Genomic DNA, 23,797 nt, shown 5'->3' with positions numbered 1-23,797 from the left:
GCTCCCGGTCGGTCCAAGCTCGTGACACCTGAGGAAAGGGCAGTGCCATGTCGGAGCTTCTTGTCGATTTCATCACCTCTCTCGACGGCTGTGCATCGGGAGAGGGATGGCCCGGATTCTGGGGCCTCGAGGGCCCGGAGTACCTCGCGTGGCTCGGAGCGCAGCCCGAGGCCACCTACCTGATGGGAGCGAACACCTACCGCCTCATGTCGGGCTTCGCCGCAGGCCAGGTCCCTGATGGCCAAGAAGAGTTCAGGCCCGAGGAAGAGGCGTCCGTCGACGAGCTCACGCAAGCGTCCAAGGTGGTGTTCTCCTCCTCGCTCGAGGAGCCACTGACGTGGGCCAACTCCACGCTCGTCCGCGACGATGCCGTCGAGGCGGTCCGTGCCATGAAGTCGAGTGGATCGGGGCTCCTCAGCACGATCGGCAGCCTCAGCCTGTGCCGGTCCCTGCTTCGTGCCGGGCTCGTGGACCGCTTCCGGGTCGTGATGTTTCCCGTGATCACCGGGGCCACGGGCGAGGAACGCATCTACGACGGCTATCCGGACGTTGCCCTCGAGATGATCGAGCACCGCACCTTCGACGGCCGCATCCAGCTGGTCGAGTACAAGCCCCGCGTGCTCGATCACCCGCCGCTCGGCGTCCCTGCGTGACCTCGGCCCCGTCCGCCGGTCTGGACGGCCGCCGGGCCGATTGGACCGGCCTCGACAGCTCGGAGTCATCGAGAACGGAACCCGCACCGCGGCGCGCTGGCCATGGTGTCCAGGCTCGTCGAGCCCGCGCGGGCCCGCTGGCGCCCGAAACGCGGAGCGCACCTGGTCGCCCTGATCTGCTCCGGAGTGAAGCTCGAGAACGGCGTCCTGGCCGCGAGCGAGGAGACTGCCGCGGCCTGCCACAGACGGAATCCGGGCGCAGGATCCGCTGCGGCCCGCAGGTCGCACTGGCACCATGAGGGCCATGAAGCGTGTCGTGATCCTCGGCCGTGGCGGCGCGGGCAAGTCAACCCTCGCAGCCACGCTCGGCACCGCAACCGGGATCCCCGTCAGCGAACTCGACAAGCACTTCTGGGGGCCGGACCTGGAAGCGACTCCACCTGACCGGTGGGCCGACGTCCAACGCGAACTCGCCCGCGCCGACCAGTGGATCATGGATGGCGATCTCGGCCCCTACGACGTCCTCGAAGTCCGTCTCCGCGAAGCGGACACCATCCTCCTGCTCGACTACTCCTTCCCGCGCTGTGCATGGCAGGCGCTGCGCCGCTCGCGGGAACGGGCCGACTTCTGGCTCTGGGTATGGTCATGGCGCCGCCGGAGCCGCCCGCTCCTCCTCCAGGCGATCACAGCACATGCCCCAGAGGCGAAACTGCACGTTCTCCGCAACCCCCGCACAACGGCGCGCCTCGTGGCGCAGGTTCGGGACGACCGGACCGACGGACCGTCGTGACCATCCCCAGTTCTCGACAATTGCTCACTCCCTCCCGGGACGATCCCCTGCCGCCGCAGCATCGCTGCCAACTGCAGGGACCAGGTCGTGGACGGCCTTGAGGAAGTCGTGCTCGTCGAGCAGTGGGTAAGTCCCACTCGGCGCCGGCGAGCGCGGCCTGTCCGGCGGCCTTCTTGGCCGCCCACTGGTCCGCGCCGAGCGCCAGCACCCTGGCCCGCCGACTGCTGACGATCAGGCGCGGCGGCACCCCGTAAGCGACTTCGGCTTCGTCGCCGGCCGCGGCCGCGGCGCCTCCACGGGCTTCCTCTGGGGCGGAGGCGACTTCGGAGGAAAACTCGGCGGAACCTTCGGACCCCTGGCTTCCACAACCTCGCTCATACCCCGGCACGCTACGCCCCTTGACCCCGGCAGCGCACCGGCATCGAGCACAGTCCTCCACCGCGCACGCCACACGAGGACTCTCTACACGGGCCGCCCTCGCGGACCCCGAAATCCCGGAGCAGCCCCGCCCCCGTGAAGGGTGGCGTCATCCCCGGACCCGCGCCCGGACCCGCGCCCGGACCCGCGCCCGGACCCGCGCCCGGACCCGCGCCCGGACCCGGGCCGACGGCGGGGCGCGTGCGGGGTCCGTCCGGCGCGCTGGAACCGGCGCGGCCGACACCGGTCCGGCGGGGCCGTGGTCTCTCGGAACCACTCATCTTGCTGCGAGCTCCCCACAATGCGCCGTTACGCATTCGCATGGCCATGTGCACCCAAATGCGCCTGGCGGGTGCTCTTCTCGCCCGTCCCGCTGGTGCACAGAATCGGATGGAGAATGGTTGTGACAGCGAGACCCTCTCTGACCGCCTGATCGAGGTGCTATCCCTGATGGCTGACCATGATGCTCGGGTAGTTGCCGCTGCACGTCACCAAGAGGCTCCAGCCACGGAGAGCGTTGCGTCCTCACCTAGAAGCAGAGGGGATCCCAGGCCTCGGCACATCGGTGTGATCCTCGACGGAAATCGCCGCTGGGCCCGAGACCGTCATCTCCCTCTGGAACAGGCATACATGCAGGGCGCGAGCCGGGTGGAGGATCTGGTTACGTGGTGCGGGCAAACAGGGATCCCGGTGGTCACGGTCTGGGCCTTGTCCCAGAACAATCTCCAGCGTGACCCCGCGGCCGTCGCCATGATCCTTGAAGCCGTCACTGCAGGCCTGGAGAGGATCGCCGCCGCCGGCCGATGGTGTATCCGGCCGATCGGGAAGCTGAGCCTGCTTCCCCCCGCCCAAGCCTCCCGGCTGCTCTCCATCAGAGCCCGCGCCGCCGATGGCTGCATGGGGGTGCTCAACGTGGCCGTCGCCTATGACGGACGAGCCGACATCGTCGCCGCCGTACGGGAACTCCTCCGTCACGCAGAGCCATCGCCGTCAGGGAGTATCACCGAGGCGGACCTGGAGTGCCACCTGTCCACCGCTGGCCAGCCCGACATCGATCTCGTGATCCGTACCTCCGGCGAACAGCGCCTTTCCGGCTTCATGCCATGGCAGACCACTGAAGCAGAATTGTACTTCACTGATATTCCCTGGCCCGAATTCTCGGCCGCCACCTTCGACGCGGCCCTCGATTTCTATGGCGCGCAGCAGCGAAGACATGGCAGGTGAACGTATGGACTACAGCATCACGCTCCCGTTTCCAGACCTCATCCCCACCCATCCCGAGGTTCTCGCTCTTGCGGAACAGCAGTGCTCGGACTGGCTGGTCGACGTGGGCGGCATCCCAGCAGAGATGCTGCCCGGACTGCGGCGGCAGCATTTGACCGACCTTGCCGCCGGATTCTGCTCCGGTGAGGAGAATCCGAACCTCTTCTTGATGTCCCTGAGTCTTGCCGTATCCAACATCACCGACGACTATTTCGACGGAGAAATAGGACGGAATCCGGAGCGGGCCCTGGAAGCGATCGACGAGGTGCTTCCGCTCATCACATTCCCCCCGCCCCGCCACAGCCGTGCCACCACGCCCATCGCGGATCTGACGGCCCGGTTCTGGGCGCACCTGTCCCAGGAAGCACCCCGCTCCTGGGCTGGGCGCGCCGCCGGGAATCTCCGGGCGTTCCTGCGAGCCTTCCCGGAAGAGGCCCGGCTACGTGCGCAGCACACCATCCCGAGCTTTCCCGCCTACCGCGAGCTGCGGCGCGCCACAGTGCACATGCGGCACTTCAGCGACACCGCGGAACGGGCCTGCGGCATCGAGCTGCCCGGCTACCTCTGCTCCAGCCGTCTCTTCACCGAGCTCCACGAGTGCGTCAGCGACGTGTGCGGATTCATCAACGACGTGTACAGCTTTGAACAGGAGCACGCCCGTGGCGATACATGCAATCTGATCCTTGTGCTTGCGCGGGAGCGCCGCTGGAGCCATGCCCAGGCCGCAAGGGAGGCAATCGACATGGCTCTTGCCGTCTGTGGGCTTTTCGAGGAGGCAGCAGGAGAGCTTCTCCGGTTCTGCCGCAGTCCCGCCGACGGCGACGTCACGCAGCGGTACTTGGCCCTCCTTCGCAACGAGATGAAAACCACAGAGAGCTGGCATCACATGAGCGGCCGCTACGACACCTCTCTGTCATGAGAGCGGTGTGGAGGACTGCATCGACTGCGGAGTGCGCCAGCGCTACCGCGCCAGAGCGGCCCCGTTGCCCGGATCGGCGAGCGAAGGACTGGCCTTCCTCGGGCACGACCGGCTCGTCGAGTACCACCGTCACCTCGGCTCCGTGCAGCGGCCGGACGACGTCGGCGCCTTCGGGCAGCGTGACGGTGCCCCAGACTGCGGCGGTGCGGGCGTAAAAACGGAGACGATCGCCGGAGACAACGTCCGCACCGCCCTGTTCCTCGGACAGCAGGGTGATGTCGGCAGTGAAGCCGGTATGGGCGCTGACCGATCCTGATGCTGCGAGCACCTGACCCCGCTCGACGGCGTCCGCGGCCATGCCGCGCAGCAGCACCCCCACGTTCATCTCCGCCTTCGCCTCGCCGATGGACACGTGGTTCTGCTCGATGCCTGCGATGTGAGCGGTCGCGCTGCCACTCGCGCCGATGATGTCCACCGTGTCGTCCTTGCGTACCCGGCCGCGTTCGATTCGACCTGCCGCGACGACGCCCCTGTCCTGTTGGAGGCGAAACACGTCTTCGACGGGCATCAGGAACGGCTTCCCCGCTGCACCCGCCGCTGACTCACCTGAAGGTCCGCCCATGAGTACCCGTGCTCCCTTGACGCCGAACGTGGGAGCCACGAACGGGAGTCCAGAGGCTAACAACGATCGCGTGCGCCGGCCGTCGTGGCTGACGTCGTCGGTCGCCCCCTCGGCGACCCTCTTCCTCTTCGATCTCACCAACCCGAACTCGTTCAGCCATGCGCACAGCCTGGCAGTGACCGGAGCCGGCAGACGGATTCGCTCCGTCACATCGCCCGGCGATCCCTCAACGCGGCAAGCATCCCTGCCCTGCTCGTCGCGGTGGAGGAAATCCGCCGCTCCGGTCCCGTCGGCGGCCCCCAACGCCACGCCCACCTGTCGACCTCGTCCCGGGGCAGCCGACCTTCGTCAGTCGCTACGGAACGGGCTGCATACCTGGGCGAACCGGAGCTCGTGAGGCGATCCGTTCGGCAGACGCGTGACATCGGCGAGTCCGGAAGGCGCCGGGACTCCTGCTCGGGCAGCATCAACTGGCGGGAAAGGTCATCGGACCGCAGCGGTCCACGGGACTTGTACTGCCTATTCGGCAGCCGGGTGTGACCGTTGAAGGGGCGCGTCGATCCGTGCTCCGATCGAGAGGGGACCGGATGCTCATCCAGGCGGTAGGCGCCATGCTGCCTGCGGCGTTGGCGGTCGCGCTCGGTCCCTTCCCTCTGATCGGAATCGTCGTGATCCTGTCCGGCGCGCAAGGCCGCCGGAACGGTCTGCTCTTCGCGGCCGGGTGGATGGCCGGCCTGACGATCGTGGCGACGCTTGTCGCGGTGCTCTTCGGCGGGGCCGACGACCCCGAGAGCACATCCTCGGCTATCGCGGACTGGGGGCGGGTACTGGCCGGCGGAGCTCTCATCGTGCTGGGGGTACGCAAGTGGTGGAAGCGCCCGCGCGCTGGTGAGCAGGCAGAGCCACCACGATGGATGGCGTCGCTCGAGGACGCCACGGCCGGACGAGTGTTGCTCCTCGGTGCGCTGCTGTCGGGAGCCAACCCCAAGAACTTCGTCCTGACGGCGTCGGCCGCAGCCTCGATCGACGAGGCGGGCGTCCACGACGTCGGCCTCGCCGTGGCGGTCGCCGTCTTCGTGCTCATCGCCTCCTGCACCGTGCTGGGAGCCGTCGGTATCCATCTCGCCGGAGGGCAGCGCGCCGCAACGTTCCTGGACGGCGTCAAACAGTTCATGGTCACCAACAGCGCTGTGATCGTAGTGCTCGTGCTTCTTCTTGTGGGCGCCAGCGTCCTGGGTGACGGGCTGTCGGGTCTGGGCCGCTGAGACTTCCTCGCGACCGTCGTCGCCCGGGAGGAAGCCGCTGGACCCAGGCGCTTTCGGGCACTGCACGCACCGGGCTACGGCGTGATCGAGCTGGTATGCCCGCGTCACGGGGCGATGCTCCGAGGCGGCCATCCCCGACTTCATCGGTATGGCGCGGATCCCGCCTGGAAATGCGTGAGCGTTCAGGGAGCGGGCTCAGTAGCCTGCGGTGCATGACGATTCATGATCTTCCCCTGGTCGAGTTCGCGTTCCCCGGTCCGCTGCGGGACCGGCTGATCGCCGTGATCCTGTCCGGACACAAGACCTCTACCTCCGCGCTGATGCTGGAATACGCACGAGGGAACGAGCCCTTGCCCCAAGTGGGCCAACAGTTGGCCGTGGTCGACTCCGATGGGCGACGGGTCGCGGTGATCGAGATGACCGAGGTCCGGGTGATCCGGCTGGCCGACGTCGACCTGCAGCATGCTCTGGACGAGGGCGAAGGGTTCACGTCGGTGGCCGAATGGCGGGCAGGGCACGAAGAGTTCTGGCACAGTGCGGAGTTGCGCGAGGAACTGGGCGACCCCGATTTCACCGCCGATGACGACACCCAGGTGGTGGCCCAGCGGTTCCGTCTGATCCACACGGCCTGATCTGATCCGAGCGTGGACGGATTCCCGCCACGCCGGCATCGACCAGCCGTCCACCGACCACTGCGACCCGGGATCGACCGGCGCACCGGCCCTTCACCGCCTCGGACCCGTACGGGGGTTGCGGGGGAACGTAGACCGGACGATCTTGCAGGTCGGCGGCGAATCGTGTTGGCCTTCTTCCGATCTTGTCCGGCGACAGTGCCGGGCAGACGTACCGGGGGGAACCCACATGCGCACTCAGCGAATTCGTGGAGTGGCGGCCGCCGTCGCGGCATCCGGATGAGCTGCCGGCCTGGCTCTCGCGACCGGCATGGCCCAAGCCGACTCCGCGATTCCGACTCCGAGCGGAAATCCCACCTTTACGACGGCCCCGAGCCGCGCACCGGACCCCACGCCCACTCTGGCTCCCGCCCGGACTCCGCGCCCGACCACCGAGCCCGGATCCACACCGGTAGCGGCCCGGGCCCTGCTCTCCGCGTCGGATCCGGCCCCGAGCTCCACCGGCATGCCGAGCTCGACCTGCACCCCGATCCCGACACCGGTCCCCACGATCCCGACACCGGTCCCCACGGTCGTACCGACCTCTGGCGTCACGCCGGCTCCTGCGCCGACCCCCACAGTGTTTCCCTCGATCGCACAGCTGACGAAGAGGTAGGGCGGGCCGAGCCCCGGGCGGTTCATGCCCGGGGCCCCGGGGCTGTGCACCTGCTGGCGGGATCGCCGGGCCGTCCGGGTTCGGGCGGCGGGTTGGGGATCACGTGCCTATGGTGGGTATGGGACGGGCCCGGGGGTCACCCGAGGAGGGTGTCGTGCGCCACCTCATCCAAAGCCCCGGCTCGCGGAGGCGCGCCCGTACGACCGCCTTGGTGTGCGTCCTGGCCTTGGCGGGCCTCGGGGCCGCGCCGATGCCCGGTCCGGCGCCGGAGATCCGCTGGGGTGCCTGCCCCCTGCCCGCGAAGACGGTGCCCGACCGGATGCAGTGCGGGACCATCGAGCTACCGCTCGACCACGCCGACCCGGCCAAGGGGAAGACCACGGTGGACCTGGCCCGGATCCGGGCGGTCGATCCCGGCAAGCGCCTCGGCTCGCTCCTGTTGAACTACGGAGGCCCCGGCGCCTCCGGCATCGAGCAGCTGGCCGCCGACCCCGGGGCCTTCGCCGACCTGGGCGACCGGTACGACCTCGTCGCCTTCGACCCGCGCGGGGTCGGCCACAGCGATCCGGTCACCTGCGAGGGAGAGGGCCCGGCCGCCGCGGAGCTGGTCACCACCGGTGAGATCGACGCCGCCGAGGTGCTGGGCGGGATCCGCGCCCAGGCCCAGCGCTGTGCGAAGGACTCCGGCCCGGTCCTCCCGTACATGGGGACCGTCGACGTCGCACGCGACATGGACGTGCTGCGCGATGCCCTCGGCGATCGGAAGCTCAACTTCCTCGGCTGCTCCTACGGATCCCGTCTCGGCGCCGTGTACGCGGCGCTGTTCCCGCAGCGGACCGGCCGCATGGTCCTCGACGGCGTCGACAACCTCACCGACTCGTTGGCCGAGCGGTCCCTGACCACGGCCCGGGTCCGGCAGCGGGCCCTGGGCAACTTCCTGACCTGGTGCGCCCGTCGCGACGATTGCGTCTACGGGACCGGCACCGGCGCCGGTACCGGCGGCGAGAAGGTGGCCGCTCTCATCGAGCGACTCGACCGCAAGCCGCTGGTCGGCGAAGACGGCGCTGAACTGACGGGGCAGCTCGCCGTGGGCGCCATCGGCCAGGCCCTCTTCTCGAGGGCGATGTGGCCCGACCTCGCCGACGCGCTGGCCGTGGCCGAGCGCGACGGCGATCCGGCGGGCATGTTCCGGCTCCTCGACCTCAACCTCGAACCGTCGGGGGAGGAACCGCAGGACCAGGGCGATCAGATCCCCGCGGACAACTCAGGGGCCGCCGTCATGGCCGTGAACTGTGCGGACGAACCGGACCGGTTCCTCGACGAGGCCTCTCCGGCGGCTGCGCAGAAGGAGGTCGCACGCCTGGAGGAGGAGTTCCGCAAGGCGTCGGCGGTCTTCGGGCCGCACCTGCTGGGGCTGGCGCTCACCTGCTACGGCCGCCCCGCCGGAACCGACTTCATTCAGAAGATCGACCGCCCGGGAGCACCGCCGATGCTGCTGGTCGGCACCCGGGGCGACCCGGCGACCGCGTTCGAGTGGACGCAGGAGACCGCCGAGCGGCTCGGGTCGGCGGTGATCGTCGACTACCAGGGCGAGGGGCACACCGGCTACCTGTTCTCGTCCTGCGTGCGCGGCTACGTGAACCGCTTCCTGCTCGACGGGCAGCTGCCGGCCGGAAACCGCAGCTGCCCCGCCGAGGGCTGACGACGCCACGGAGACCGGTCGCCCGGGTACGGGCCGTGGGACAGGCCGCGATTCGGGACGTGCAAGATCGGCAGCGGACCACGGTGCCGAAGTCGAGCCCACCACCCGGCTATCGCGCCTCGTGCTCTCCCGGGCCGCGATTGCCCTCCAGGAGGGTCACCGTGATGAGGGGGCGGTCCCAGAGGGCCAGGAGTTCGTTGGCCAGGGCCGCGATCCGGAGCGGGTGGAGACCGTCCGCCCGGATGGCGGCGGCCGAGAGCGTGCGGGGGACCGCTCCGGCGTCGAGAAGTGCGCGCCATTCGGGGGCGCCCAGTTCCAGGAATTCCAGCCCGGTCAGGAGGGAGATCTCCAGCGGGTCGGCGAGGGTGCCGGGGGAGGCGGAGAGCGTGCGCAGGCGGGGCAGTCCGGCCAGGGAGGCGAGGCTGACTGGCTCGTCGTCCCGGGCGCCGATCTGCAGGACCTCCAGGGCGGGGTCGGCGGCGGCCCGGATGCTCTTCAGGGCCGAATCGTTGACGCGGGCCACGGCGGGCGGCCGGTCCCAGGGGCGGCTCCGGAAGGATCCCGCGCGCCCCTTCGTCTGCATCCCGGTGAGCGAGTCGGCGACGAGGTCGGCGCCGATGCGCTGCTCGTGGTCGAGCACGATGACCTGTCCCACGTGTCCCCGCGGCCCCGGTGTCAGGTCGACCGCCAGCACGTCCCCGTAGCCGTTGTCGCCGAACGCGATCCAACCGGGCGAGCCCGCCAGCCCCTGCACGGCGGCGTCGGGCGGGGTGACGACGGCGGTCGTCGCGGCGAAATCCCAGCCGCAGGGGCGGGAGCAGGCGTCTGCGACGTACAGCTCGTCCAGGGAGAAGAGCTCGCAGCCGAGGGCCTCGGACGCGCTCCCGCGCTCATCGTGCTCCTTGTCGTGGCCCCCGTCGTCCGGGTCTTCCGACCGGGCCCGCGTCACCCGGTAGAGCACCTTGAGCTCGTCGGGCAGGGTGACACCCAGGCGCGCTTCCGCCGCGGCGATCTCCGCCCCGCTCGCGCCGACGGCACCGGGGAGCCGCTCGCGCAGCGTCCGCTCCAGCAGGGCCAGGTCCGCGGACGGGGCCGGTACCGACCCGGGCGCCGGGTCCGGTAGGCGGCGCCAGGGTTCGGCGACGGCCCCCTCGACCAGGACGAGCGGACCGGGGTACGGTCCGGCGCCCTCCTCCACGGCGGGGCCGGGGTCGAGCAGGTGGAGCCGGGTCCGTCCGCCCGGCGCCATCTCCGCCACACACAGCAGGCGGTCGATGCCGGCCTCCGCGAGCGCGTCCTGCACCGGCTCCGCCGCGCGCATCCCGGCTTGCATTTCGGCGAACCCGGCCGCTCTACCGGAAGCGGGCAGGCGCCGCACGGGCAGGGTCCACCCGCGCTGCGCCACGTATCCGGCCACGAAGCCTCCGGGCGCGGCGAGGCTCTCCGCGTTGGCGGCCCGAAGGAGCCGCAGTACGGGTTCCCAGGTGGTGAAGCCGTGAATCGGGGACGTCGGGGATGAGGGGGATGCCGAGGGCAATCGGTTCTCCGGTCGGGCGAGGGGTCGGTCGGTGTTTCAGGGGGCCACGAAGGGATCCGAAAGCCCCTGGCCCGCACCGGACGTTGTCCCACGACGCGTCATGCGTTGAAGTCCACGGCGCTCCCCGCACGCCTTGGCGAAGGCGACGAGGATGACGACACCCGAAGCAAGGACCACACAGAAGAACAACAGCATGGCAAGGACGAAATCGTCCGTGACCAGCTTGCGCCCTCGTGCGCATCTGATCTGCACGCATTCAAGATGGAGGCCCTTCGGCTTCGGTGCCCTGTGCGCAGGCGATCCGGTGTGGGGGCCCGACGCGCGCGGGTCCCAGTTCGGGCTACGTGTGGGGAATCCGCGACGAGTTGAGCCCGGACCTGTGGACAGAACCGAGCGGACAAGGTGTGACGTTGCCTCGTAGTCGGCCCCTTTGATCGCCCGTTGGCCGGTGACGCCTGGTGACCGATCTCGCTTCGCGAGTTGGCACAGCACCTGTTGGCCGCCCCGGCCGGCCAGCGGGTGCTTGACCTGAACTTTGGTTGAGGCACGAGAGTCGTGTCATCGAACGGCGAGACGAGGAGGGGTTCCGATGACACAGCCCAGGATCCTGGTGACCGGCGCGACCGGAAAGGTCGGCGGTGCAGTGGTGGCCCAACTGCACGCGGCGGGCGTGCCCGTGCGGGCGCTGGGGAGAAGGGAGGCGGACTTCCCAGAGGGTGTGCAGGCGGTACCCGGCGATCTCGGTGATCCCGCGTCGCTGGACACTGCTCTGGAGGGCGTCGATTCGGTCTTCCTGGTGTGGCCGTTCCTGAGCGCCGAGGGCGCGTCGGACGTGATCGACGCGATCGGGAAGCACGCCCGACGGGTGGTGTACCTGTCATCCGCCGGGGTGGGGAGCGAGGAGAAGCCGGGCGGGGCGATCACCATGTTCCACACGGAGCTGGAGCGGCTGATCGAGGCCTCGGGCCTGGAGTGGACGGCGCTGCGGCCCACCGGGTTCGCGAGCAACACGTTGGGCTGGGCGGAGGAGATCCGCGCTACCGGTGCGGTACGGGCGCCGCTGGCAAGGCTGGCCCGCCCGCTGATCCACGAGGCGGACATGGCTGCGGTCGCCGTCCAGGCGCTGAGGACCGACGCCCTGCTCGGCGCCCGCCCCCTGATCACCGGCCTCGAACTGATCACCCAGGAACGGCAAGTGGAACTGATCGGTGAGGCAATCGGGCGGCCGGTGCGGTTCGAGGAGATCGCACTGGGCGAGGCCGTCGAGCAGATGAAGGCCGCAGGCTACCCGGCAGAACTGGTGGAGGCCGTGTTGCCGGCCCAGGCGGAGATGCTCGACCGTCCGGAGCCGGTCAACGACGAGGTGGAGCGCATCACGGGTGCCCCGGCCCGATCCTTCCGGGAGTGGGCGGTGGACCACGCGGCAGACTTCCGCTGAGAGGCATGTCCACACACATCGACGTGGACGACCGGAACACCGGATCCAGGCTCCGCCGCCCACACGCTTGACTCCGAGGCCGGGGAGATCACACAGACGAGCAGTGGGCGGCGCTGGAGCCGTTGTTGCCGAAGGGGTCTGGGGTGGGGAGGCCGCCCGTGTGGCCTCGGCGACGGTTGATCGACGGCATCCGGTTCCGGGTTCGGACGGGTGTTCCGTTGTGGGACGTGCCCTTGAGTACGGACCGTGGAGCCGGATCTACGACCTGTTCCGCCGGCGGCAGCGCAATGACACCCGGCAGCGGATACCGACCCGGCTCCAGTCCCTGGCCGATGCGAGAGGTGGGATCGTTCGCCGACATCCCGCAGGACGCGCTGCCCGTCCTGGACCAGGCCCAGTAGCGGCTTGACGACATCATGAAGAAGGCCGCCGACGACTCCGGTGCCGACTTCGTGGACCTCTACGCCCACACGGGCAACAACACGGCGTGCGACGGCGCCAACCGGGGCATCGGCGGCCTGCTGGAAGACTCCGGGCTCGAAATCGGCCTGCCGATCCCGTGGTACGCACACCCCAACGAGAAGGGCCGTGACATCCAGGCCGGGCGCGTGGCCACCAAAATCGAGGAAGTCCTCAACCGCTGACCAGGCCACACAACCCCGAACCCCGAACCCCAATTCCCCATGCCCTGACGCGCGTCACCCACGACTGAACGAGGCCCCCAGGCCCCGCGGCCCGGGGGCCTCACCACGCGACGCGGCGGGACCGACGCCGGTCGGACGGTGCGCCGACCGCCCCCGCTCTCTCCCGACATCTGACCTGGCCGGGCAGGTGGGGAACCTGCGCGAGCCTGGGGAACGCAGCTCCTCATCACCCATGCAACAAGGACTTCCCGGCCGGGTCGTTCACGGCGTGGGGCGTGCTCGACCTCAGCAGCTGACTCGGGCGGCCGCGCTGCTGCAAGTCTTTGGCCACAGCCTTCTCCGTGGCGGACAGGGGTGCACAGCGGCAGGATCGCCGCTGGTGGCCCTCGAAGTGGGCAGCGGTACCGAGGCCGGGCAGGTCGGGTGGTCGGATCAAAGCCGGTCGACGCACACTCCTGCGTGGTGTCGGCCGGGGGGTGGTCGGGGCGGGGAGACTTCCGGGGTATGGATGTGGAGTCGGTGTCGGCGGAGTTGCTGGAACTGGTGCCGTCGCGGTTCACCGCGGTCCGCGACGAGTACGTGGCCCAGGCCCGCAAGGCCGGGGACAGGGAGCTTGCCGCGCGGATCGGGGCGTTGCGCAAGCCGACGCTGGCGGTGTGGACGGCGGGGCTGCTCGCGCGCAGCCGGCCGAAGGAGGCGCGCGGCCTGGTGGAGCTGGGCGAGGCGCTCCGGACGGCGCATCAGACGTTGGACGCGGCGCAGTTGCGCAAGCTCTCGCACGACCAGCACGCGGTGGTCGGCCGGCTCGCTCGTACGGCGGGTGCTCTGGCTGCGGAGGCCGGGCAGGCGGTGAGCGAGGCGGTCCTCCGCGAGGTCGAGCAGATTTTGCACGCGGTACTGGCTGACGCTGAGGTCGCTGCGCAGTGGGTGGCGGGCCGCTTGGTGAAGGCCCCGGATGCGGTGATGGGGTTCGACGGCCTCGAGCTGCTGCCCGGTGCCGCTCCACCCTCGCGCACCAAGGCCCGGCCTTCCGGGCCCGCGACCGAACGCGTCCCTCGGCCGGCGCCGGACGCGGGGGCGGAGCAGGCACGGCGTGAGCGTGCGAAGGCGGTCCAGGAGGAGGCTGCCGAGGCCCTGGCCGAAGCCGGGCGCATGGAGGCCGGGCAGGTCGCCGCGCAGGAGCTGGTGGACCGTACGACCGCTGCCGTGAAGGCGGCCGAGGATGAAGTGCGGGCTGCGACGGAGCGGCTGGAGATGGCGCGCACGGCGAGCGCGGAGGCCGCCGCCCGTCATCGGGAGGCCGGGCGGGCGGCGAAGAAGGCCCAGGCCCGGGCGGAAGCAGCGGCCCGGAAGGCCGGGAAACCTCCTACCTCACCAACGCCGCCTGAACCAGCCTGACCGACGACTCGCGCCGGGGTCGCCAGGTCGCTCCGTAGCGGCGAGCAAGGTCACGCACAGACCCCATGCTGACCGCCCAAGGGGGGAGAGGCTCGGGCCTGTCAGAGCCCTGGACGCCCCATACGGAGATCGCCAGCCCCCAAACGGAGCCAGAGGCCAGCCCGGCTGGTACGAACCGGCCAGATCGTGACGAGTCGTCAACGCGGCGGCGGGCGGGACCGCAACCCGGACGTCCCTCGCTCCTACCTGTACCGGTTTGTTTGACGGAGCGTTGGTGGCGTGTCCGTACATCACGTCAGATTGAGGACTCGTGGACCTGAGAAGAAGCGCCGTGGCTGTTGCGGCTGGTGTGATCGCCCCGGTGGCTCTGTTCGCCGCTCCAGCGCTGGCGGAGGAGGACCGGCCCGCTGTGGCGGTCGGGGACACGTCACGGGAGCCGGACCCGGTGGCGGCCGACGTGCCTTCGGGCCGTCCTCCGGCTTCGCTGCCGGGGGGCGTTCCTGAGCCGGCCGGCACGCCCGCTGTGCGGCCTGTGCCGTCGCTGCCGCCGCAGGCCCCCGCCGTGGACCGCTTCCACGTCAGTGCCACGGCCGGCACAGGCGCGAAATCAGTAGCATCCGCCTGGTACAGGTCCAAGATCCTCCGAGACGCCCCGACGGACCCCACGGACCCCACGGACCCCACGGATCCTGGTGACCCTGGCAGCCCGGGCCGCCCCGGCGGGGAAGAACCGGGACTGCCTGCCGGCGAGGAGAGGGGAAGACGTGGGTGCACCGTCGCCGCAGCCCGTACAGGGGCGCACCTGGGAAAGGTGGCACTTCACGTTGACACCCGCCGCCACTCCATCCAGAAGGCCCGCAACGCGCTCAGGGAGGCCCGAGCGATGGCCCTGACCCGCCCCCGGAGATCCTGCGTCAGCCGTGCTCCCACCTCGAACTGTTCGATGTGATGTGCTGCCGTGAACTGCGCGGCGCGGTCGAGATCCTCATCGACACCGGTCGGCGCCCCGATGAGACCTGCCGCCTGGACCTCGACTGCCTGACCCGCCGGGTCAAGCAGGTCCGGCTCCGCGAAGCCGTCGACAAGGTCACCCAGATGCAGTTCGACCGCCACGGCGGGCTCGTCCGGGGTGTGCGGTGACCAGCGGCCTGGATGCCGAACGCACCCGCCGCGCGATCGGCTCGGGCGTTGTCCCCTTAGGGACCTGCTCCGAGCCGACCGATGTCGCCGCCGGCGGGGGAGCGTGCCCTCTGCGGTTCCGCTGCGTGGGCTGCGGCCACTTCCACCGAGGTTATCCACCTCCCCGAACTCCGCTCGACCCTCGACGCTCTGCTCCGCACCCGGGGCCGGCGACGGATGCCTCACCGGAACAGGTCTCGTGCCGATGACACCACGCCTACAACCTCAGTGAGTACATCCTTCTCGCGAATCTCGATCTCGCTCGGGCGCCGCCTCCACGCCGCGGCCCGCCGCGGCCGCTTCAATGGCGCTTCTTGCAACGAGGACAAGGCCACCGGATACGGGAGTTCGAATTGAGGCGCTACCGCCTGCTCTGGCTGCTCGTACCGTACGTGCTCTTCCTGGCACCACTGCCCTGGGTCAACGTGGTGGAACCGACGGTGGGCGGCGTGCCCTTCCTCATGTTCTGGATCATGTGCGCCACCCTGGCGACGCCCTTCGCCATCCTGGCCGCCGGTCTGCGGGACGAGCGATGAAGGCCGGTGTCGCCACCGCCGTCCTGGCCGTGTTCCTGGTGCTGGCCGTCGTCCTGGGGCTGCTCGCCGCCCGGCGCAGGGCCTCCGACTCCGATGCGGGCCTGGCGCACTGGTCGCTGGGCGGCCGCAGCCTGGGGCCGGTCCTGAGCTGGGTGCTGTTGGCGGGCGAGGGCTATACGAGCTACAGCTATCTGGGAGCGGCCGGCTGGGGCTACGCCTACGGGGTGCCGGTGCTCTACGTGGTGGCGTACATGTCGTGCGGCTTCGCCGTACTCCATCTGATCGGGCCGCTGCTCTGGAAGTACGCCCACACCCACCGACTCGTCGGCATGAGCGATATGGTCACCCACCGCTACCGACGCCCCTGGCTCGGAGCCGTGGTGGCCATCGCGGCGACCGTCTTCCTGCTGCCCTACATCCAGTTGCAGATCATGGGCATGGGCGTCGTGGTCTCGACCGTCACCTTCGGTGCGGTGAGCATCAACTGGTCCTACTGCGTGGCATTCGTGGTCAGCACGGCATTCATCATCGGGAGCGGGCTGCGCGGCAGTGCCTGGGTCTCGGTCCTCAAGGACGTCCTGGTCATCGGCACCCTTCTCTTCCTCGCGGTCTACCTCCCGTGGCACTACTTCGGTGGCTACGGAACGTTCTTCGAAAGGATGACGGTCGAGCACGCGCAGTGGCTGACCCTGCCGGGATACGGCGGTGAGGCCGGGGGCCGCGGAGAACTCGGCGTGACGTGGTTCGTCACGACGGTGTTGGTCAATTCGCTGGTGCTGATGGTGTTCCCGAGTACGGTCGCCGGATTGCTCGCGGCGCGGGACGCCGATGTCGTGCGGCGCAACACGGTATGGCTCCCCTTCTACAACCTGCTGTTGTTCGTACCGATGCTGCTCGGCATGACCGCCCTCTTCGTGGTACCCGGCCTCGAGGGAACGGAGACCGATCAGGCCCTGCTCCGTCTGGTGGTGGACGGACTGCCCGCCTGGGTGGTCGGCATCGTGGGTGTGGCTGCCGCGCTGTCCGCGCTCGTACCCATGGCCGTTTTCATGCTGGTGATCGGCACGATGTGGGGGCGCAGCGTGCTGCCGCTCCTGTTCCGCACGATCTCGGATGCCCGGCAGCACCAGAGCGCCAGGGCGGTCGTGCTCGTCACGGGGGCGGTCGCGCTGGCGGCGACCTATGTGGCCCCCAGCACCCTGGTCCGGTTGTCGCTGGTGTCATGCGAGGCAATGGTGCAGCTGGTCCCGCTGGTCATCGTCGGGCTGCTGTGGCGAGGGCTGCACTTCACCGCCGGCCTCTCCGGCCTGGTGGTGGGCACTTTGATCGTTTTCGCCCTGGTATACACCGGTAATGACCCGCTCGCCGGGGTGAGCGCCGGCCTCATCGGCCTTGCCGCGAACCTCATCACCGTCCTCGCGGTCACCGCCGCACGGAAGGCGATGCAACGCCGCGACGACGACGAAAGGCCGGACTCCGAGGTCCTGGCCTGGGTGCTCGGCGTCCGCGCATGATCCCCGGTGCTCACGTCATGTGGTGCGCAGGGCCCTTCAAGGAATCGGAGCAACATGTTCGAACAGGGTGTGGCCGGAGCAAGAGACGGCCGGAGCAGCGGACCATGGCGGGCGTTTCTCAGGCGCCTGACGGCGGCGCTCGTCGTGACCGGGCTTCTGGTGTGGGCCTCCGCTCAGGCGGCAGCGGCCCACGGCACGAGAGAAATGCGCCCCGGGAATGCCCCGTGTGCGGCGGCACCGGACAGGGGCGTGCGTCTGACCCCCTGCCACGGCGTTTTCGCCTACGTCGCCAACTACTCCTCTGACAGCATCTCGGTGATCGACACCAAGACCAACACCGTCACCACGGCCATCCCTGTGGACGACGGACCGGTCTACCTGGCGGTCAAGCGCGACGGGTCTCGGGCCTACGTCACGAACTTCGATGCGAACAGCGTCTCGGTCGTCGATCTCGGGACGAACACCGTCCTCAAGACCCTCACGCAGAACGACGGCATCGGTCAGAGGCCCTACGGCGTGGCGCTCACTCCGGACGGTTCGCGCGCCATCGTCGCCAACCAGCAATCCGGCAGCGTGTCGATCATCGACACGGGCAAGAACGTCGTCATCAAGACGCTCACCGGTGACGACGGTGTCGGGACCGACCCGTCCCTCGTGGCGGTCACCCCGGACGGCTCCCACGCCTACATCACCAATCAGGGATCGAGCAACGTCACGGTGATCAGCATCCGGAAGGCGGCCGTCACCGGTGTCATCACGGAGGGCATCGGCGACTTCCCGTACGGAGTAGCGATCACCCCGGACGGATCCCGCGCCTACATCACCAAGGCCACGCGCACGCAGAGCAGTGTGTCCATCATCGACACGCGCAGGAACACCGTCATCCGGACGCTCACGAGTAGTGACGGCATCGGCGACCTCCCGCTGGGGCTGGCGCTCACGCCGGACGGCTCCCACGCCTACATCGTCAACCGGAACTCGGACAGCGTGACGGTGCTCAGGACCCGCGACGACCGGGTCGTGAAGACGCTCACCACCGACGACGGTATCGGCGACGAGCCGATCGACGTGGCGATCACCCCTGACGGCTCCCGCGTCTACGTCACCAACCAGGTGTCAGGCAGCGTGACCGTGATCAACGCAAGGAACAACCGCCACATCGAGACGATCACCAGCGGCATCGGTGGCAGCCCCTTCGGCGTCGCGCTCGGTGGGGGACACGGCATGCCGCATATCGGCTGAAACAGCCCGGCCGGTGCTGCCACTCGGCCCGGGGCAGGTTGACAGCGCCGCCGAGGGTGGTGGCCCTGGCCGGTCGCGCTGATCATGGACTTCCGGTCCGTCAAGGCGCCGAGACCGTCTCCAGGGCCACCCGCGGCTACGACGCCGGGAAGAAGACAAGAGGACGGAAGAGGTGCGACGCCGCCCGGCGGGTGACGCTTGACTGCTCAAGCACCCCTGATGGATCCTTGAGCAGTCAAGGAGATATCAATGAGTGATGAGCTGGATGTAGTGCTGCGTATCGCCCGCGCTCAGGCGGCCCTGGTGAAACGCTTTGATGGCGCCCTGGGAGGACTGCACGGCGTGAGCCTGTCCGACTTCACGGCGCTGCTTCGTCTGGGACAGGCGCCCGGCGGTCGGATGCGGAGAGTGGACCTGGCGGAGACGCTGGGTCTTACTGCCTCGGGGGTGACCCGCGGCCTGGCGCCGCTGGAGCGGATCGGCCTGGTCATGCGGGAGGCAGACGCCCGCGATGCGCGGGTTGCCTACGCTGCCCTGACCGACACCGGACGTGAGCGCCTGGCGGACATGCTTGCCACGGCCGAGCAGGTTGCCGCGGAGATCTTCTCTGCCCCCGCCTGGGGAAAGGAAGACGTCGGGCAGCTGTCCGTCCTGCTCACCCAGCTGGTCGGCACCAGCCTGCCTGGCCACGGCGCCCCGCGCCGGTAGCGCTCCCTCCCCGAGCCTCGGGCGCCCCCCTGAACCTTCTTGGAGCATCCGTATGGAAACCACCCCCGCCGCCCAACCCCCGTTTCCCGTTCCCGCACGGTGTTCGCCGCCCGACCTGCTGGTTCTCGGTGCCGGAGGACCGGTGGGCCTGGCATGGCAACTGGGCTGGCTGGCGGAGACAGCACACCTCCTGGGGAACGGCGTGCCGGTGATCGGCACCTCGGCCGGCGCCATGGCCGGAGCCCTGCTTCTTCTGGGCCCCGAACGCAGGCAGGCCATCACGGCCGCGCTGCGGACCGCTGCCCAACAGGCCACCGCCCCGGCCCCGGCCGACACCACACCCGCCCGGACCGCCACCCCTCCGGACACCGAGCTACGGCAGGCCGCCGCAGCGACCTATGCCGGTGGGCCCAAAGCGATCAGAGCTCTGGGAAAACTGATGGCCGCACGTCCCGATGACGGCTCGCACCTTGAGCAGGTCCGCCAGATGGTGGGTGAGGAGTGGCCTGCGGGTGATCTGACCGTGGTGGCCCGCGAGGTGTCCACAGGAGAACGGAAGATCTTCCGCGGCACGGTACCGCTGTTCCTCGCCGTGGCCGGCTCCTCGGCAGCTGCCGGACGTACCGGCCCCGTCTCCGTGAGCGGACAGGAATACATCGACGGCGGCTACGGATCCCTCCTCAACTCAGACCTCGCCCGCGGTGCCCGAACCGTGTGGCTACTGGCCCCGGCAGGTCTGGGCTCCTTCACTCCGGAAACCGTGCCGGCCCTCATGCGCCAAGAACTCGCCGAGCTCCGAGCGACCGGAACCCACGTCGAGGCATTCACCCCACACGGCGACTTCACCGACCTCGGCGCGTTCACCGAAGCAGGCCGGGCCCTGGACGACGGCGGAGAGGTAGCCAGGACCTGGCTCAACAGACCGTAGGAGGCCAACCACACCTCGCCAGTGAAGCCCCGTCCTGGTGCGGAGGTTCCTGAACCCGCAGTGGACGGGCCGGTGCCGGCCCGTTCGGCTCGGCCGGCTTCTCCCAGGGCCTCGGGAGGTCGGTGGCCAGCGGGCGTGCGAGACGAGTCGGGGCTCGGTCCATCGAGGGTCTGTTTGAACGGTCCGCCGGGTCAGCCCCGGGTGCAGACGGTCCCACGCCCGCGCGCGGTCGCCTGTCCGTAGAGCCGGATGTCCGTGACGGTCACGGCCTGCTCGGTGCCCCAGGTGTCAGTCCGGCCGAAAACGAACTCGCCGCCGTGTCGGGGCGGGCGGCCTCCGGCGGGGTGCTGCTTGTGGACTCCTCGCGGATGGGAGCCGGCCGACACATCACGCGGTCCGAACTCAGCCGTCCGAGGATCTCGATGGGCAGCCCGGCCAGCAGGTGAACGATCCGCGGGGCGTCGTATCCGCCAGCCAGCACGACGAGGATGTTCGGGCCGCCCGGCTTCCGCTGGCCCGCGTCGATCAGCCGCTCGACGACTCCGCGCATCTGGACCGTGGTGAGCGCGGCGGCATCCGCGCCGGGTGGGAGGCGGACCGCGTCCGGCACCGCCGTCCAGGACGTGCGGCCTGCTGCGACCGCGGCCACCACCGAGTACGGCCGGCCGGCCACCAACTGATCCTTGCCCTCACCCCGGCCGAACGTGTGGCAGACGGCCCGGTCGGCGCAGGTGTTGGCGTCCGGCCGCAGCCACGGTGAAACATCCACCCCCAGCACGGGCCGACCGTCCGCCGCCCTCGGCAGCGGCACCCCGGCCAGGGCCCGCCGCAGCCGGGCGACATCGACCCGGCCCTGGTGCAGCCCGCCGTGACCACGGCGGTGTTCGGGCGCGAGCGCGAGATCAACCAACGTCCGCACCGGCCCGTCCGTACACAGCAGAAAGCGGAACGAGCTCACCGGGGTCAAGGCCCCTTGACGGCTGCTCAGGCTCCCGCAGCCGAATCCGACGGGGGTGTCTCGTGGCCTGCCAGGGCGATGCCCCGAGATGCCTGGTCCTCCATCCAGGCCACTACGCGCTCCCTTGCATGAGCATCGAGTGCCTGCTCGTGGGGCTCTGTGCGGTCGAACCGGTGGAAGTACGCGCCGCGCACACCGGCCAGCTCGGAGTCGAGGGCCACCCGAAGGACCGCGAGTGTCCCGTCATCGAGCGTCGAGGCGATGGGCAATCCTCCCTCGCTGACCATACGGGTGGGCATCTCGCGCGCTGGGTGGACGGCGTTCACCGGAACGCCGCCTCGAGCCAGTTCGATCGTGGACATCACCAACGCGACCTTGCTGCGGCAGTAGGCCTGGACACCGGCATAGTCACGCTCGTAGTTCAGATCGTCGAGGTCGAGCGGCATCTGCCCCATGCTGCCCACCTGCACGATCCGTCCTGCCGGAGTCAGCGCGTCAGACATTCGCTGGGCGATGAGATGCGGAGTAATCGCGTTCACCGCCATCCGCAGCTCGACCCCCGCGGTGTTGGTCTCCCTGAATGTCGGATCGGCTCCACCGCCCACCGCTGCATTGTTCACCACGAGGTCCAACCGGCCCTCGCCGACGACGCTGAGACACATTTCTTGCACCTCCGCGTGGTCAGAGAGGTCACACTCGACCACCGACGGTACGGGTGCACCCATCATCATCGCAGCCGCCACCAGGTCGCGTGCTCGCCTCGCGGTGCGAACGGGCAACACCAGCCTCCAGCCACGCCGTGCCAGGTCCAGCGCAATTTCGTGCCCAAGCCCGGAGGCTGCGCCTGTCACCAGAGCAGTATTCACACTTTGCAGACTATCAAGGGCGCGGTGATATTCGAGAATTGGGTTTGTCCACGGTCAGCGGCAGCATTCGTCCGCCCAATTGGGAGGCGGTAGGCGATCAGAGTGCCTGTGATTGTTCGCGGACACTGTCACCTTCTCGGGCCGTGGTGGGATCATCTGGGGTTGTCCGTGCGGGGAAGGAGCCCGCTCGTTTCGCCAGGCACGCCGTCGTTCCTGGTGCAGAACCGGCGGGACAAGGCTGCGGCCAGGCCGCTTCTTCCGCCGGCTCCTGCGACCGCCACCACCGGGCAGGTGTGCCGAGTGATCACCACGGACAAGCTCCGCTCCTATGGGGCAGCTGCGCACCGGGAGGTGATCCCCTCGGCCGAGCACCGCTCCCCAAGGGGATCAACACCGGGCGGGGAACTCCCACCAGCCCACCAGGCAACGCGAACGCGCGATGAATGGCTTCCGCGCCGTCGGCGGGGCGCAGCGGTTCCTGTCGGCGTTCACCGGGATCTCACCCCCACTTCCACTGCCGGCCGGTACCGCTTCGAAATGAGGGTCCGCTTCATGATCTGGAACCAGATCACCGGCTCCGCCAGCCGCCTCTTCCTACCTCAAACGATCACACCCCGACAACGTGACAGTGCCCGGATGCGTCCTGATACAGCACGGCAGGCGACGATAATTCCCTATCATCGAACCGCCGACACCGGCCACCGAACAACGTCAACGGCGCCATGAACTTCGTCGCATGCGTCGACAGCGGCGAGATCACCGACCACCTCGGGCATGAGAAACACGATAGGGCCGCCTCGGGCTACACCCGGATCGGCACCCGGTCGAAGACCGGGGTGACCGAGGTCGGCCCGGTCGTGCTCGAGGTCCCGCGGGATTGCGAGGGCAGACGATCTCGACGATCACGGTCAAGGTGGTCGACGGCATGGACGAATGGCAGAACCGGCCCCCTCGATTCGCTCCTGGCCGCTCACGCACAGCTCCGCCTGGCGCGCCCGCTCGCACGGGATCTGCGCCGGCCATGGGAGCGGCCGGCGAAGCCGAACAGACTCACCCCTGCCCGGGTCCGCCGCGGGTTCAGGAACCTGAGGGCGAAGACCGGAACGCCAGCCGGTGCACCAAACCAACCCGCCCCGGCCCCGGACGCCCACTCGGCTCGAAGAACCGCCACCCCGCCGCATTTCACCGGCCCTCCTTTGACCGTCAGGTATGGACGCCGGGGTCGGATCGCCCCCCACAGAACGATCCGACCCCGACGAGCATCAGGGGTTCCTGCACCACACCGAGGCCTTCGCCATGAACAAGACCTGACACCGTTCACAACGCTCGTGCCTGGCACGCGACCTGCGGGTTCCGGCAGGATCCGGAGGAGGTGACTAGTTGCAGGACGCGCTGACGGTGGCCGTCCCGTTCGCCGGGCGCCCCGGGACCTTGACCCAGCCGGCCGTGCTGGTGACCTCCGTGCACTCGGCAAACCGGCCAGCCGTGACGGCGGCGTTCATCAGGCGGCGGGCCTCGGTCAGGGCTGCCGCGGGGTTACCGGCCGAGGCGGTGAATGTCTGGAGGTCGGCGACGCGGGAATCGCTGATCCAGCCGTTGGTGACGCTGGCGACGACATGCGCTGCCCCGGGGTCTGCGGGACTGCCGTAGCGGACCTCCGTCCGGCGAATGGTCGTGCTCGGTGCAAAGACTGCCGCGCCCCACGAGTGCACCGTGCGGACAAGGACGTCGTCACCGATGGAGAAGGAACCGGCGGACACCTCGGCGTCGGGGTTGTACAGGAAGTAGACGCCTCCGGGCTTGACGGCGGGATCGGTGCTGACGCGCAGCATCCAGGTGGTTGCCCCCGTCATGGTGCGCACCGGGGTCCACCGGAGGTTGTCGAGCTCGGCTCCCATCGTGCTGCTCACGCCACCGTCGGGGGCGTAGGA

The 23,797-nt window shown here is 69.5% G+C and carries 22 protein-coding genes and 3 pseudogenes; 20 read left to right on the top strand and 5 right to left on the bottom strand.

The genetic code is table 11. The annotated features are described in order from the left end of the window. Positions 1–47 precede the first annotated feature (47 nt). From ACTVZO_RS00870 to ACTVZO_RS00855, 4 genes are all read left to right on the top strand, one after another. Positions 48–653, top strand: coding sequence for a dihydrofolate reductase family protein (locus ACTVZO_RS00870; RefSeq protein WP_443296434.1), 606 nt, complete (start codon positions 48–50; stop codon positions 651–653). Positions 654–957: 304 nt separating this feature from the next. Continuing rightward, the gene (locus tag ACTVZO_RS00865; RefSeq protein ID WP_443296433.1) at positions 958–1,443 is read left to right on the top strand and encodes a hypothetical protein; all 486 of its coding nucleotides are present in this window, start codon (positions 958–960) and stop codon (positions 1,441–1,443) included. Between the two features lie 738 nt (positions 1,444–2,181). Next, the gene (gene uppS / locus ACTVZO_RS00860) at positions 2,182–3,084 is read left to right on the top strand and encodes a polyprenyl diphosphate synthase (protein WP_443296432.1); all 903 of its coding nucleotides are present in this window, start codon (positions 2,182–2,184) and stop codon (positions 3,082–3,084) included. A 4-nt stretch (positions 3,085–3,088) separates the two neighbouring features. After that, positions 3,089–4,042, top strand: a complete 954-nt coding sequence (locus ACTVZO_RS00855) for a terpene synthase family protein (protein ID WP_443296431.1) — start codon at positions 3,089–3,091, stop codon at positions 4,040–4,042. Here the strand turns inward: ACTVZO_RS00855 and ACTVZO_RS00850 are convergent. After that, on the bottom strand, positions 3,948–4,610 hold the full coding sequence (locus ACTVZO_RS00850; protein ID WP_443296430.1) for an EF-Tu/IF-2/RF-3 family GTPase: 663 nt from the start codon (positions 4,608–4,610) through the stop codon (positions 3,948–3,950). The two genes, ACTVZO_RS00855 and ACTVZO_RS00850, sit on opposite strands and share 95 nt — an antisense overlap. Positions 4,611–5,251: 641 nt before the next feature. Between ACTVZO_RS00850 and ACTVZO_RS00845 the strand changes: the two genes are divergently transcribed. From ACTVZO_RS00845 to ACTVZO_RS00835, 3 genes are all read left to right on the top strand, one after another. Next, a complete protein-coding gene (locus ACTVZO_RS00845) occupies positions 5,252–5,929 on the top strand; it encodes a GAP family protein (protein WP_443296428.1) in 678 nt (225 codons plus the stop codon). A 212-nt stretch (positions 5,930–6,141) separates the two neighbouring features. Beyond that, complete coding sequence (locus tag ACTVZO_RS00840) at positions 6,142–6,561, top strand: ASCH domain-containing protein (protein WP_443296427.1); 420 nt, start codon at positions 6,142–6,144, stop codon at positions 6,559–6,561. Positions 6,562–7,370: 809 nt separating this feature from the next. Further along, positions 7,371–8,918: an alpha/beta hydrolase gene (locus tag ACTVZO_RS00835; RefSeq protein ID WP_443296426.1), complete on the top strand. Its 1,548-nt coding sequence runs from the start codon at positions 7,371–7,373 to the stop codon at positions 8,916–8,918. A 109-nt stretch (positions 8,919–9,027) separates the two neighbouring features. Here ACTVZO_RS00835 and ACTVZO_RS00830 read toward each other — a convergent pair whose 3' ends face one another. Next, complete coding sequence (locus ACTVZO_RS00830) at positions 9,028–10,455, bottom strand: SMI1/KNR4 family protein (protein ID WP_443296424.1); 1,428 nt, start codon at positions 10,453–10,455, stop codon at positions 9,028–9,030. 589 nt (positions 10,456–11,044) lie between these two features. Here ACTVZO_RS00830 and ACTVZO_RS00825 point away from each other — a divergent pair. The 10 genes from ACTVZO_RS00825 (at position 11,045) to ACTVZO_RS00780 (ending at position 20,042) form a co-directional block, all read left to right on the top strand. Then, complete coding sequence (locus ACTVZO_RS00825) at positions 11,045–11,893, top strand: NAD(P)H-binding protein (RefSeq protein WP_443296423.1); 849 nt, start codon at positions 11,045–11,047, stop codon at positions 11,891–11,893. Between the two features lie 143 nt (positions 11,894–12,036). Next, positions 12,037–12,294 (top strand): hypothetical protein, encoded by a 258-nt coding sequence (locus tag ACTVZO_RS00820; protein WP_443296422.1) that lies wholly within the window; start codon positions 12,037–12,039, stop codon positions 12,292–12,294. A 15-nt stretch (positions 12,295–12,309) separates the two neighbouring features. Further along, the gene (locus ACTVZO_RS00815; RefSeq protein WP_443296421.1) at positions 12,310–12,537 is read left to right on the top strand and encodes a hypothetical protein; all 228 of its coding nucleotides are present in this window, start codon (positions 12,310–12,312) and stop codon (positions 12,535–12,537) included. A 504-nt stretch (positions 12,538–13,041) separates the two neighbouring features. Continuing rightward, positions 13,042–13,935: a hypothetical protein gene (locus ACTVZO_RS00810; protein WP_443296420.1), complete on the top strand. Its 894-nt coding sequence runs from the start codon at positions 13,042–13,044 to the stop codon at positions 13,933–13,935. Positions 13,936–14,883: 948 nt separating this feature from the next. After that, the gene (locus ACTVZO_RS00805) at positions 14,884–15,075 is read left to right on the top strand and encodes a hypothetical protein (protein ID WP_443296419.1); all 192 of its coding nucleotides are present in this window, start codon (positions 14,884–14,886) and stop codon (positions 15,073–15,075) included. Positions 15,076–15,467: 392 nt separating this feature from the next. Then, a complete protein-coding gene (locus tag ACTVZO_RS00800) occupies positions 15,468–15,650 on the top strand; it encodes a DUF3311 domain-containing protein (protein WP_443296418.1) in 183 nt (60 codons plus the stop codon). Next, positions 15,647–17,164 carry a sodium:solute symporter family protein gene (locus tag ACTVZO_RS00795; RefSeq protein WP_443296417.1) on the top strand — a complete coding sequence of 506 codons (1,518 nt, stop codon included), beginning with the start codon at positions 15,647–15,649 and terminating at the stop codon, positions 17,162–17,164. Before ACTVZO_RS00800 ends, ACTVZO_RS00795 begins: the two co-directional genes overlap by 4 nt. A 249-nt stretch (positions 17,165–17,413) precedes the next feature. Next, positions 17,414–18,406 (top strand): beta-propeller fold lactonase family protein, encoded by a 993-nt coding sequence (locus tag ACTVZO_RS00790; RefSeq protein WP_443296416.1) that lies wholly within the window; start codon positions 17,414–17,416, stop codon positions 18,404–18,406. Between the two features lie 249 nt (positions 18,407–18,655). After that, positions 18,656–19,114 carry a MarR family winged helix-turn-helix transcriptional regulator gene (locus tag ACTVZO_RS00785; RefSeq protein WP_443296415.1) on the top strand — a complete coding sequence of 153 codons (459 nt, stop codon included), beginning with the start codon at positions 18,656–18,658 and terminating at the stop codon, positions 19,112–19,114. A 52-nt stretch (positions 19,115–19,166) separates the two neighbouring features. Beyond that, entirely contained in the window at positions 19,167–20,042 is an 876-nt protein-coding gene (locus tag ACTVZO_RS00780) for a patatin-like phospholipase family protein (RefSeq protein WP_443296414.1), read from the top strand. Between the two features lie 262 nt (positions 20,043–20,304). Here ACTVZO_RS00780 and ACTVZO_RS00775 read toward each other — a convergent pair whose 3' ends face one another. Further along, positions 20,305–20,961 (bottom strand): transposase, encoded by a 657-nt coding sequence (locus tag ACTVZO_RS00775; protein ID WP_443296413.1) that lies wholly within the window; start codon positions 20,959–20,961, stop codon positions 20,305–20,307. A gap of 65 nt (positions 20,962–21,026) precedes the next feature. Beyond that, positions 21,027–21,851, bottom strand: coding sequence for an SDR family oxidoreductase (locus ACTVZO_RS00770; RefSeq protein WP_443296412.1), 825 nt, complete (start codon positions 21,849–21,851; stop codon positions 21,027–21,029). Positions 21,852–22,079: 228 nt separating this feature from the next. On the opposite strand from ACTVZO_RS00770, the pseudogene ACTVZO_RS00765 reads away from it, so the two are divergent. From ACTVZO_RS00765 to ACTVZO_RS00755, 3 pseudogenes are all read left to right on the top strand, one after another. Then, positions 22,080–22,454: pseudogene (locus tag ACTVZO_RS00765) on the top strand (DDE-type integrase/transposase/recombinase); the annotation flags it as partial. Positions 22,455–22,615: 161 nt separating this feature from the next. Beyond that, positions 22,616–22,815: pseudogene (locus ACTVZO_RS00760) on the top strand (transposase); the annotation flags it as partial. Between the two features lie 10 nt (positions 22,816–22,825). After that, positions 22,826–23,166 (top strand): annotated as a pseudogene (locus tag ACTVZO_RS00755) (hypothetical protein); the annotation flags it as partial. A gap of 76 nt (positions 23,167–23,242) precedes the next feature. On the opposite strand, the gene ACTVZO_RS00750 reads toward ACTVZO_RS00755, so the two are convergent. Continuing rightward, complete coding sequence (locus tag ACTVZO_RS00750) at positions 23,243–23,776, bottom strand: hypothetical protein (protein WP_443296411.1); 534 nt, start codon at positions 23,774–23,776, stop codon at positions 23,243–23,245. Positions 23,777–23,797 lie beyond the last annotated feature (21 nt).

Source organism: Streptomyces sp. IBSNAI002, from assembly GCF_052244475.1.
Taxonomy (GTDB): domain Bacteria; phylum Actinomycetota; class Actinomycetes; order Streptomycetales; family Streptomycetaceae; genus Streptomyces.
The sequence above is the reverse complement of the archived record's forward strand: the minus strand, read 5'-3'. Positions and strand labels throughout refer to the sequence as shown.

What these genes read in the sequence shown, in the direction of transcription:
- ACTVZO_RS00865 (WP_443296433.1), top strand. Translation starts at nt 958, where the DNA reads ATGAAGCGTGTCGTGATCCTCGGCCGTGGCGGCGCGGGCAAGTCAACC.
- ACTVZO_RS00810 (WP_443296420.1), top strand. Translation starts at nt 13,042, where the DNA reads ATGGATGTGGAGTCGGTGTCGGCGGAGTTGCTGGAACTGGTGCCGTCG.
- ACTVZO_RS00795 (WP_443296417.1), top strand. Translation starts at nt 15,647, where the DNA reads ATGAAGGCCGGTGTCGCCACCGCCGTCCTGGCCGTGTTCCTGGTGCTG.
- ACTVZO_RS00785 (WP_443296415.1), top strand. Translation starts at nt 18,656, where the DNA reads ATGAGTGATGAGCTGGATGTAGTGCTGCGTATCGCCCGCGCTCAGGCG.
- ACTVZO_RS00855 (WP_443296431.1), top strand. Translation starts at nt 3,089, where the DNA reads ATGGACTACAGCATCACGCTCCCGTTTCCAGACCTCATCCCCACCCAT.
- ACTVZO_RS00870 (WP_443296434.1), top strand. Translation starts at nt 48, where the DNA reads ATGTCGGAGCTTCTTGTCGATTTCATCACCTCTCTCGACGGCTGTGCA.
- ACTVZO_RS00825 (WP_443296423.1), top strand. Translation starts at nt 11,045, where the DNA reads ATGACACAGCCCAGGATCCTGGTGACCGGCGCGACCGGAAAGGTCGGC.
- ACTVZO_RS00780 (WP_443296414.1), top strand. Translation starts at nt 19,167, where the DNA reads ATGGAAACCACCCCCGCCGCCCAACCCCCGTTTCCCGTTCCCGCACGG.
- ACTVZO_RS00845 (WP_443296428.1), top strand. Translation starts at nt 5,252, where the DNA reads ATGCTCATCCAGGCGGTAGGCGCCATGCTGCCTGCGGCGTTGGCGGTC.
- ACTVZO_RS00805 (WP_443296419.1), top strand. Translation starts at nt 14,884, where the DNA reads ATGTGCTGCCGTGAACTGCGCGGCGCGGTCGAGATCCTCATCGACACC.
- uppS (WP_443296432.1), top strand. Translation starts at nt 2,182, where the DNA reads ATGGCCATGTGCACCCAAATGCGCCTGGCGGGTGCTCTTCTCGCCCGT.
- ACTVZO_RS00815 (WP_443296421.1), top strand. Translation starts at nt 12,310, where the DNA reads ATGAAGAAGGCCGCCGACGACTCCGGTGCCGACTTCGTGGACCTCTAC.
- ACTVZO_RS00850 (WP_443296430.1), bottom strand. Translation starts at nt 4,610, where the DNA reads ATGCCCGTCGAAGACGTGTTTCGCCTCCAACAGGACAGGGGCGTCGTC.
- ACTVZO_RS00840 (WP_443296427.1), top strand. Translation starts at nt 6,142, where the DNA reads ATGACGATTCATGATCTTCCCCTGGTCGAGTTCGCGTTCCCCGGTCCG.